The organism is Streptomyces sp. NP-1717 (assembly GCF_022695985.1).
In the GTDB taxonomy this organism is placed as follows: Bacteria; Actinomycetota; Actinomycetes; order Streptomycetales; family Streptomycetaceae; genus Streptomyces.
Genome location: NZ_JAAPBF010000006.1, coordinates 75,177 through 85,695, shown reverse-complemented (window position 1 = coordinate 85,695; position 10,519 = coordinate 75,177). Strand labels below are relative to the sequence as shown.

The 10,519-nt window shown below is 72.3% G+C and carries 7 protein-coding genes and 1 pseudogene; 2 read left to right on the top strand and 6 right to left on the bottom strand.

Translation table 11 applies throughout. From position 1 onward, the window contains the following. A pseudogene (locus GXP76_RS02535) lies at positions 1–181 on the bottom strand (hypothetical protein); the annotation flags it as partial. A 116-nt stretch (positions 182–297) separates the two neighbouring features. Between GXP76_RS02535 and GXP76_RS02530 the strand changes: the two are divergent. Beyond that, positions 298–1,641 carry a helix-turn-helix domain-containing protein gene (locus tag GXP76_RS02530; protein WP_242569727.1) on the top strand — a complete coding sequence of 448 codons (1,344 nt, stop codon included), beginning with the start codon at positions 298–300 and terminating at the stop codon, positions 1,639–1,641. 130 nt (positions 1,642–1,771) lie between these two features. On the opposite strand, the gene sucD is transcribed toward GXP76_RS02530, so the two are convergent. From sucD to GXP76_RS02505, 5 genes are all read right to left on the bottom strand, one after another. Beyond that, the gene (gene sucD, locus GXP76_RS02525) at positions 1,772–2,656 is read right to left on the bottom strand and encodes a succinate--CoA ligase subunit alpha (RefSeq protein WP_078075465.1); all 885 of its coding nucleotides are present in this window, start codon (positions 2,654–2,656) and stop codon (positions 1,772–1,774) included. Positions 2,657–2,676: 20 nt separating this feature from the next. Continuing rightward, positions 2,677–3,852, bottom strand: coding sequence for an ADP-forming succinate--CoA ligase subunit beta (gene sucC / locus GXP76_RS02520; protein ID WP_242569726.1), 1,176 nt, complete (start codon positions 3,850–3,852; stop codon positions 2,677–2,679). Positions 3,853–4,081: 229 nt separating this feature from the next. Further along, entirely contained in the window at positions 4,082–5,311 is a 1,230-nt protein-coding gene (locus GXP76_RS02515) for a VWA domain-containing protein (RefSeq protein ID WP_242569725.1), read from the bottom strand. After that, positions 5,308–7,740 (bottom strand): DUF5682 family protein, encoded by a 2,433-nt coding sequence (locus GXP76_RS02510; RefSeq protein WP_242569731.1) that lies wholly within the window; start codon positions 7,738–7,740, stop codon positions 5,308–5,310. The genes GXP76_RS02515 and GXP76_RS02510 overlap by 4 nt, the downstream gene beginning before the upstream one ends. 59 nt (positions 7,741–7,799) lie before the next feature. Beyond that, positions 7,800–8,930, bottom strand: a complete 1,131-nt coding sequence (locus GXP76_RS02505; protein ID WP_374359667.1) for an AAA family ATPase — start codon at positions 8,928–8,930, stop codon at positions 7,800–7,802. 124 nt (positions 8,931–9,054) lie between these two features. Between GXP76_RS02505 and GXP76_RS02500 the strand changes: the two genes are divergently transcribed. After that, a complete protein-coding gene (locus GXP76_RS02500; RefSeq protein ID WP_242569723.1) occupies positions 9,055–10,434 on the top strand; it encodes an SWIM zinc finger family protein in 1,380 nt (459 codons plus the stop codon). Positions 10,435–10,519: the final 85 nt, after the last annotated feature.

Below are 10,519 nucleotides of genomic sequence, written 5' to 3'. Positions count from 1 at the left end.
CGCCGCTGTCGGGGTACGGGGAGGTGATCCAGGCCGCGATGACGAGCGCGGCGATGGATGCGAGGCCGAGGGCCGCCGCGAACACCCCCCGGAGGAACGCGGAGGTCAGCGCGGCGGCCCGGCCCCGCTCGGTGGCCGAGGCCGAGGACAACGTGGTGCCGCGCTCGCTCACTTGGGTCACGGCGCCATGCTGCCAACGACACGCGCTTAAACCGCGTAACAGGCAGATAGCCGTTGTGTCGCCCAATATACGTTTATGTACTTTTTCGGCCAGTACAGTGCCGCGGGGAGTTCTTCATGACGCAGAGCACCACCGATTCCTCTTCGGTGCCGACGCTTCCCTCCCTCAGGGAGCGCCGCAGACTGCGCGAGGCCATGGCCGTGACGGAGAGAGAGGTCGCGACGGCGGTGGGGGTCACCCGAAGGACCGTCAGGTCCTGGGAGACCGGGCGTACGACACCCGTGGGGCGCAAGCGCGAGGCGTACGCGCGGCTGCTGGCCGCGTACGCGGCGGAACTCGACGGGAAGAAGCGCGCGAAGAAAGAGCGCCGGCCGGAGAATTCACGGACCGCCCAGGCGAAGAAGCCGGCCACGCCTTCCGCCGAGGCACCCGCTCCCGCTCCCGCACCCGCGCCGGAGCCCCTCACCCGCGACGCCTCCCTCAAGGACGTCCTCCCCGGCGAGCCCTCGCCCGGGCGTCGGCCCACGCCCTCACAGAAGAAGCCCCTCAGCCGCCGCCCCGTCCGCACGGTCGAGGAGGACGGCCGGTCCCGGCAGAGCGCCCGGCGCCGCAAGGAGAAGGCCGAGGCACTGGCCGGGGCCGCCGCGGCCGAGGCGGCCAGACTGACACCCGCTCAGGCCTTCGACGAGCTGTACGCGCACGCCTCCCCCTCCCTCGTACGCCAGACGTATCTGCTCACCGGGCGGCGCACGCTCGCCCAGGAGTCCGTCGAGCGCGCCTTCCAGCAGGCCTGGCACCGGTGGCCGGAGGTCGCCGTCGACGCCGACCCGGCGGGCTGGGTACGGGGCGCGGCCTACGACTACGCGACCGCGCCCTGGCACCGGTTCCGGCGCGCCTGCCGGCACCCGGACCCGTTCACCGGCGAACGCGACGGCCGCGCGCTGCGCCGGACGCTGCTCGATCTGCCGCCGATGTACCGGCGCACGCTGCTGCTTCACGACGGTCTGGGGATCGGCCTGCCGGAGACCGCCGCCGAGACGGAGGCCACCACCACGGCCACCACGAACCGGCTGCTGCACGCGCGTGAGGCCGTCGTCGAGCAGTTGCCCGACCTGGGGGACGAGGCGGTCCTCCTCGCGCGGATGCGGGAGCTGGCGGCGACGGTGTCCGCCCCGGCCGTCGCGACCGCGCCCGCCGTACGGCTGGCGAGCGAGCGCCGCGCCGAGTTCTGGACGCGGGTCGCGATCGTCGTCACCGTGCTGATCATCGGGGCGACGGCCTTCACCGCCGTCACGGCGCCGACGCGGTACGAACCCACGCCCGCGCCCGGCCAGCGGGTCGGCGGTGTCCCGGCCCCGAAGGGGCCGCAGAAGCTCGACAAGCAGGATCTGAAGCTGCGCGACATGCTCCGGGCCGTACCCCTGAACGGACCGGGGCGGCTGCTGCCCCGGATCCCTTGACGTACGGCCGGGCGCCGTGCCGGCGCACGCGCGTGGGCCCGCACCACCTGAAAGGTGCGGGCCCACGCGCGTTGTGCGGCAGTACGACCGCCGTACTCGTTACGACCGTACCGCCAAGAGTCGATCCGCGTCAGCCCGCGAGGATCGCCCGGGCGAGACCGGCGGTCTCGGTCGGCGTCTTGCCGACCTTGACGCCCGCGGCCTCAAGGGCCTCCTTCTTGGCCGCCGCGGTGCCCGACGAGCCGGAGACGATGGCGCCGGCGTGGCCCATCGTCTTGCCCTCGGGCGCCGTGAAGCCCGCGACATAGCCGACGACCGGCTTGGTCACGTGCTTGGCGATGAAGTCGGCCGCGCGCTCCTCGGCGTCGCCGCCGATCTCGCCGATCATCACGATGAGGTCGGTGTCGGGGTCGGCCTCGAACGCCTTGAGGGCGTCGATGTGCGTCGTACCGATGACCGGGTCGCCGCCGATGCCGATGGCGGACGAGAAGCCGATGTCGCGCAGCTCGTACATCATCTGGTAGGTCAGCGTGCCGGACTTGGACACGAGACCGATGCGGCCGGGCTTGGTGATGTCGCCCGGGATGATGCCGGCGTTGGACTGGCCGGGCGTGATGAGACCGGGGCAGTTCGGGCCGATGATCCGGGTCTTGTTGCCCTTGCTCGACGCGTAGGCCCAGAAGGCGGCGGAGTCGTGGACCGCGATGCCCTCGGTGATCACGACGGCGAGACCGATCTCGGCGTCGATGGCCTCGACGACCGCGGCCTTGGCGTGGGCCGGCGGCACGAAGAGGACGGACACGTCGGCGCCGGTCTTCTCGATGGCTTCCTTGACGGAGCCGAAGACCGGGACGTCGGTGCCGTCGAAGTCGACGGACGTGCCCGCCTTGCGCGGGTTGACACCGCCGACGATGTTGGTGCCGTCAGCGAGCATGAGCTTGGTGTGCTTCATGCCGGTGGCACCGGTCATCCCCTGGACGATGACCTTGCTTTCCTTGGTCAGGAAAATAGCCATGGTGTTGGTGACCTTTACCTTTACTTCGCAGCCGCGAGCTCGGCGGCCTTGTCGGCCGCGCCGTCCATGGTGTCCACGCGCTGTACGAGCGGGTGGTTGGCGTCCGACAGGATCTTGCGACCCAGCTCCGCGTTGTTGCCGTCGAGGCGAACGACCAGGGGCTTGCTGACGGTCTCGCCCTTGGACTTGAGCAGCTCAAGGGCTTGGACGATGCCGTTGGCGACCTCGTCGCACGCGGTGATGCCGCCGAAGACGTTGACGAAGACGGACTTGACGTCCGGGTCGCCGAGGATGATCTCCAGGCCGTTGGCCATGACCTCGGCCGAGGCGCCGCCGCCGATGTCGAGGAAGTTGGCGGGCTTCACGCCGCCGTGGGCCTCGCCCGCGTAGGCGACGACGTCGAGGGTGCTCATGACGAGCCCCGCGCCGTTGCCGATGATGCCGACCTCGCCCTCGAGCTTGACGTAGTTGAGGTTCTTGGCCTTGGCGGCGGCTTCGAGGGGGTTGGCCGCGGCCTTGTCCTCAAGGGCCTCGTGGCCGGGCTGGCGGAAGTCGGCGTTCTCGTCGAGCGAGACCTTGCCGTCCAGCGCGATGATCTTGCCGTCGCCGGACTTGATCAGCGGGTTGACCTCGACGAGCAGGGCGTCTTCCTTGATGAAGACGGTCCACAGCTGCTGGAGGACGTCGGCGACCTGTCCGGCGATCTCGGCCGGGAACTTCGCGGCGGCGACGATCTCGGCGGCCTTCTCCGGGGTGCAGCCCTCGTTGGCGTCGACCGGGATCTTGGCGAGCGCCTCGGGCTTCTCCTCGGCGACGACCTCGATCTCGACACCGCCCTCGACGGAGGCCATGGCCAGGAAGGTGCGGTTGGTGCGGTCGAGGAGGAAGGAGACGTAGTACTCCTCCGCGATGTCCGCCGTCTGGGCCAGCATCACCTTGTGGACCGTGTGGCCCTTGATGTCCATGCCCAGAATGGCGTCGGCCTTGGCGACCGCGTCTGCCGGGTCGGAGGCCAGCTTCACGCCGCCGGCCTTGCCTCGGCCGCCGACCTTGACCTGCGCCTTGACGACGGCCTTGCCGCCGAGACGCGTCGTCACCTCGCGCGCCGCCTCAGGCGTTTCGATGACTTCACCGGCCAGCACCGGTACACCGTGCTTGGCGAAGAGGTCCCTCGCCTGGTACTCGAACAGGTCCACGCGCGTCCGTCCCTTGTCTGTCTTCTAAGATTCGCAGTGATCGCGGTTCGTAATCTGCGTGGGCGTGCCGCGATGGGCAACGTGACTGCACTTGTCACAAGGAAGGCGCAAACGGAGGCCCGGAGCGCGGCATGTCCGTCTCGCAGGTTATCCCCGTGGGCCGTGGACCCCTAAATCGCAGATCACCCCTGAGCGGTGATACCTGTCACAGACACCGGAATCCGGGGGGTCAGGGGGTGGCGGTGTCCGGTATCGGGAGAGGGCGCTTCTCGATCGCCGCCGCCATCACCTCCGGGAACAGGTCGGGGGTGCAGGCGAAGGCCGGGGCGCCGAGTGCGGCGAGGGCCGCCGCGTGGTCACGGTCGTAGGCGGGCGCGCCCTCGTCGGACAGCGCGAGCAGCGCCACGAACTGCGTGCCGGACGCCTTCATCGCGGCGACCCGTTTCAGCATCTCGTGGCGGATTCCGCCTTCGTAGAGGTCGCTGATCAGCACGACGACGGTGTCGGCGGGCCGGGTGATCCGCGACTGGCAGTAGGCGAGCGCCCGGTTGATGTCCGTGCCGCCGCCGAGCTGGGTGCCGAACAGGACGTCGACGGGGTCGTCCAGCTGGTCGGTGAGGTCGACGACCGCGGTGTCGAAGACGACGAGGCGGGTGGAGAGGGAGCGCATCGAGGCGAGGACGGCGCCGAAGACGGAGGCGTAGACGACGGACGCCGCCATCGAGCCGGACTGGTCGATGCAGAGGACGACCTCCTTCTTCACGGACTGTGAGGCGCGGCCGTATCCGACGAGGCGTTCGGGGACGACCGTGCCGTACTCCGGCAGGTAGTTCTTGAGGTTCGCCCGGATCGTGCGGTCCCAGTCGATGTCCCGGTGGCGCGGCCGGTTGATCCGCGCGGAGCGGTCGAGGGCGCCGGTGAGCGTGGCGCGGGTGCGGGTGGCGAGCCGCTTCTCGATGTCCGCGACGACCTTCCGTACGACGGCGCGCGCGGTCTCCTTGGTCGTCTCGGGCATGGCCTTGTTGAGCGAGAGGAGCGTGCCGACGAGATGGACGTCCGCCTCGACGGCCTCCAGCATCTCCGGTTCGAGCAGGAGCGCGGAGAGACCGAGCCGCTGGATCGCGTCGCGCTGCATGACCTGGACGACGGAGCGGGGGAAGTACGTCCGGATGTCGCCGAGCCAGCGGGCGACCGAGGGGGCGGAGGCGCCGAGCCCCGCGGAGCGGTTGCCGGTGCCCTTCCTGGACTTGCCGGTGTCCCCTCCTCCGTACAGAGCGGTCAGCGCGCCGTCCATCGCGGCGTCCTGGCCGGTGAGCATGCGGCCGGTGCCGTCGGCGGAGGCGCCGCCGAGGACCAGCCGCCAGCGCCGCAGCCGCTCGTCGGCCGCGTCGCCCGTCGTGTCGGTCGTCGTGCCGGTCGTCGTCTCGGTCGTCGTGCCGGTGCCGCCGGTCGTTGTCATCGGGCCGCCCCCGCGAGGTCGTTGTCGTTGCCGTGTTCAGGGCCGGACGCGAAGTCCCGGGCCGCCGGTGCGCCGAGCAGGAGGCGCAGGACCGGGAGGACCGCGTCCGCGCGGGTCTCGTCGATACCCGCTCCGAAGCCGGGTACTCCCGTCTCGGAACCGTCGGACCGCGCGTCGCCGCCCGCCGGTCCGCGCCGGACCAGCTCGCCGAGCGTGCGCCGCACTCCCGGTTCGTACGCGGAGAACGTACGGCGCAGCAGGGGCAGTACGTCGGTGAAGGACCCGTCCGGCACCCCGGTCAGCCAGGTGTCCACCAGTCCGAGCAGCCGTTCGTCGTGGACCAGGAGCATTCCGCCGCCGGACGCTCCTCCGACGAACCCCTCGATCCAGGCCGCCGCGTCGGCCGGTGGCGTGGCGGGTGACAGGGCGAGGCCCATGAGGCGCGCGGCCTCGTCCTCGGGGAGGCGTCCGTCGTCCAGGAGCAGCCGGGTGGCTCTGCCCCGGATGACACCGGGCACGGTGTCCCGCGCGGCCAGTTTGCGCAGGACGGCGCCCCAGCGGCCGGCCAGGTCCCCGGCGGGGCGGCCGGGGGCGTCGGGCAGCAGGCCGATCGCGGTGTGGACGCTGTCGATGTGCTCTCTCATCTCGGCCGCGCCGTCCGCGTCGAGCGCCGCGCAGGCGGGCGGCAGTCCGACGCAGATCCGCTCGGCGAGCCCGGCGGCGACCTCACCGAGGGCCGCCGTGTCGGTGGACCGTACGTCTCCGTAGCGCAGCGAGCGGGCGAGCGCGGGCAGGGCGTGGGCGAGATGCGCGACGTCGGCGTCGAGCGCGGCGCGGTCGGCGAGGGCGGTCATCACCACGGGCAGTGCGTCGGTCAGTTCGGCCAGGAGGCACTGCTCGGCCAGGGCCGTGACGTCGGCGAGCGCGGTCGCCGACACCGCCCGCGACTCGGCCATTGCGGTGGCGGCCGACAGGACGGTGGTGCCCCAGACCCCGGCCTCGGCGACCCGTACGTACAGCTCGGGCTCCCAGCGCAGCCGCCAGCTCTCGCGGAAGGTGCCCGTGCTGCCGCGCCCGGCGGCCGGTTCGCCCCAGTTGATGCCGAGCAGCCTCAGCCGGTGCAGCATCCTGCTCCGCCCTGCGTCGGTCTCCTTGCGGAGGTCGAGGTCCAGATCGCGCTCCCGGGCTTCCGGCTTCAGCCGGAGCGAGCGCTGGAGCCGGGTCAGGTCGCGCTGCAACGGCACGGCGGGCGCGGAGTCGGGGACCTCGCCGAGGACGTCCCCGACAATGAGCTTGTCCCTGATGAGTCCGAGCGGTACGTCGGACCCGTCGCACATGACGGCACGGATCGCGTCGGTCGTCTCGGTCAGCCCGGCGAGCGGCCTGCCGCGCATGGCGGCCAGGGTCTCGGCGAGCCGCACGGCCTCGATGACATGGGCGGAGGAGACGGGCTGGTCCTCGTCGCGCAGCAGACCGGCGACCTTGGTCATCCAGCGCTCCACGGGGCGGTCGGGCGCTCCGAAGAGGTGGCCGTACCAGCCGGGAGAGTCGATTCCGGCGCCGTATCCGCTGTGTCTGGCCAGCCGGTGGTGGGTCCACGGCACCCAGGTCATCTCGGACTTGACCTTGGGCAGTCCCTTGAGGAGGGCGCGGTCGGCGGTGGCCGTGGTCTTCGCGCCGAGTGCGGGCACGTGCCACGCCCCGCAGACGACGGCGACCCGGTCGTCCCCGAACTCCTTCCGGGCCGCGCGGAGTTGGATCCGCATGTATGCCTCGCGGACCAGGTCGCGCGGGTGCCCGCCGTCGCCGTACTCCTCGCGCAGGGCTGTCATCGCCTCGCCGACGGCGTCGAACGGCGCGAACGGGTCGGTGGCCGCGCCGCGGTGCTCCACGACGTCCTCCCACCACCGTTCGGCGTCGTCGTACCCGGCGGCTTCGGCCAGGACGGCGAGCGGATCGATGCGCAGCGCCCGTGCGGAGACGCCGGAATCGGGGCCGGTTCCGGGGTCGGAGTCGGGGCCGTAATCGGGATCCGCGGTCTCGCCGTCCGCCGTCCCGTCCCCGTCCGTGAGGGCCAGGGAGTGCGTCGCGGGAAGGTCGATGAAGCGGACCGGGGCGTCGTGGGCGAGCGCCCAGCGGATCGCGACCCACTCCGGGGAGAACTCGGCCAGCGGCCAGAACGCCGCGCGCCCCGGATCGTCCACGGCATGGGCGAGCAGCGCGACCGGCGGGCGCATCTGTGTGTCGCCCGCGAGTGACACCAACGCGTCGCCCTCGGGCGGTCCTTCGATCAGGACGGCCGACGGCCGGGCGGCGTCGAGCGCCGCCTGTACGGCGCGGGCCGAACCGGGCCCGTGGTGCCGGACGCCGAGCAGCAGCGGACCGCTGCCGGCCGGCCGCGCCGGGGTCGCGCCGGCCGCCGGGGGCACGAACGCCGACGTGTCCGCGTCCCTGTCCGTGTTCCTGTCCGTGTCCCGGACGGGCGTCGTCACGCGCCGGCCTCTCGGCAGGCGCGGTAGAAGTCCTTCCAGCCGTCCCGCTCGCGCACGACCGTTTCCACGTACTCCTGCCAGATCACCCGGTCGGCCGCAGGGTCGCGGACGACGGCGCCGAGAATGCCGGACGCGACGTCTCCGGGGCGCAGGACGCCGTCGCCGAAGTGCGCGGCGAGCGCGAGGCCGTTGGTGACGACGGAGATCGCCTCCGCCGTGGAGAGCGTCCCGGACGGGGACTTGATCTTCGTACGCCCGTCGGACGTGACGCCGTCGCGCAGTTCGCGGAAGACCGTGACGACCCGTCGGATCTCGGCGATGCCTTCGAGGCCGCCCGGCAAGTCGAGCGAGCGCCCGATCTGGTCGACGCGCCGCGAGACGATGTCGACCTCCGCCTCGGCGGTGGCGGGCAGTGGCAGGACGACGGTGTTGAAGCGGCGGCGCAAGGCGCTCGACAGGTCGTTGATCCCCCGGTCGCGGTCGTTGGCCGTGGCGATCACGTTGAACCCGCGCACCGCCTGGATCTCCTGCCCCAGCTCCGGGACCGGCAGCGTCTTCTCGGACAGGATCGTGATGAGCGAGTCCTGCACGTCGGCCGGGATGCGCGTCAGCTCCTCGATCCGGGCGGTCATGCCGTCCGCCATGGCCCGCATGACGGGACTGGACACGAGCGCGTCCCGGCTGGGGCCGTGGGCGAGCAACTGCGCGTAGTTCCACCCGTATCGGATGGCCTCCTCGGGCGTGCCCGCCGTCCCCTGCACCAGCAGCGTCGAGTCACCGCTGACGGCGGCGGCCAGATGCTCGGACACCCAGGTCTTCGCCGTACCCGGAACGCCGAGGAGCAGCAGTGCCCGGTCGGTGGCGAGTGTGGTGACGGCGACCTCGATGATCCTGCGCGGGCCCACGTACTTCGGCGTGATGACCGTGCCGTCGGGGAGCGTCCCGCCGAGGAGATACGTCGCGACCGCCCACGGCGAGAGCCGCCACCGGGCCGGCCGGGGCCGGTCGTCGGCGGCGGCGAGCGCCTTCAGTTCACCGGCGAACGCGTCCTCGGCGTGCGGTCGCAGGACCTCCGCGCCGACGGCCTCGCCGACCGCCCCGTCGGTCGGCGCACTCGTCTCGGGCATGGTCATGGATCCCCCTCCAGATCGTTCGACCGGGTGTGGGATCCACCGTGCACCATGCCACTGACAATCGGACCTCTTCGCAGGTCGGAGCCGATTGTCAGTGGTACGGCCTAACGTCGTGGGCATGGATGAAGCGGGGGTGCGCTGGACGGTGGAACAGGTGCTGGCCCTGGCGCCTGACGCCGCGTCACGCAAGGCGGGCGCCAGGCTCAGCGAGGCCGGGCCGTGGTCGGACATGGGCAGCAGCGGCGAGGGGGCCGTGTGGGGGCTGTGCAAGGGGAGCGGGAAGAAGCCGTATCAGACGGTGATAGATACGAAAGGCCCGGCGTACACGTGCAGTTGCCCGAGCCGGAAGTTCCCGTGCAAGCACGCTCTGGGGCTGCTGCTGCTCTGGGCGGACGACGGGACACCGGCCGTCGGACAGGTCGTGGACGTCGGGGACGGGGCCGCGCCCGACTGGGCGGAGGAGTGGCTGGGGGGCCGCCGGGAGCGGGCCGACGCCAAGGAGCGGAAGGCGAAGGACGAGGCCGCCGGGGCCGCCGGGCAGGCCGACCCGGAGGCGGCCAGGCGCCGGGCGGAGCGCAGGGCGGCCCGGATCACGGCCGGGGCGCGCGAGCTCGAACAGCGGCTGACGGATCTGCTGCGCGGCGGACTGGCGGCGGCCGAGCGGTCGGGCTACGGGCTGTGGGAGGAGACGGCCGCCCGCATGGTGGACGCGCAGGCGCCCGGACTGGCCGCGCGGGTGCGGGAGTTGGGGTCGATCCCGGGTTCGGGGGCGGGCTGGCCGGTGCGGCTGCTCGAGGAGTCGGCGCTGCTGCGTCTGCTGGTCGTGGGCTGGCTGGGGATCGACCGGCTGCCCGCGCCGCTGGCGACGACGGTCCGTACGCGGGTCGGTCTCCCCTCCCCCGCCGACGGCACGCCGGTCAAGGACCGCTGGCTGGTCCTCTCGCAGTACGACAGGTCGGACGGCAAGATCACCACACGCCGGATCTGGCTGCACGGGCGGGAGTCGGGGCGTACGGCTCTGGTGCTGGGGTTCGGCGCCGCGGGGCGTTCACCGCAGCCGGCGCTGCCGGTGGGCCGGGTGATCGAGGCCGAGCTGACGCCGCACACGGGAGCGGGGCAGTTGCGGGCCGACCTGGGCGAGGAGACGGGCATCGGGGAGCCGGGCGGGCCGCCGCCACCGGGCGGGACGACCACGGCGGCGGTGGAGGCGTACGGCACGGCGCTGCGGGACGATCCGTGGCTGGAGTCCTGGCCGGTGACGCTGACCGATGTCGTCACCGTGCCCGCCGGGGACCCGGGCAAGGGCGAGTGGCAGCTCGCCGACGCGGACGGGGAGTCGGCCCTGCCGATCGCGCCGGTCTCGTGGTCGGGGATGTGGAGACTCGTCGCGCTGTCCGGCGGCGGGCCGGTCACGGTCTTCGGTGAGTGCGGCCATCGCGGATTCACACCGCTCTCCGCGTGGTCCGCGGACTCCCCGGAAACGGTCCGGCTGACATGACCGGCCCCCGGCAACCGGTCCGTCCTCAATTGCCGGACGGGCTTGAAACGCCCGTCGGACGGACCGCGTCCAGCCCGCCCGGCAA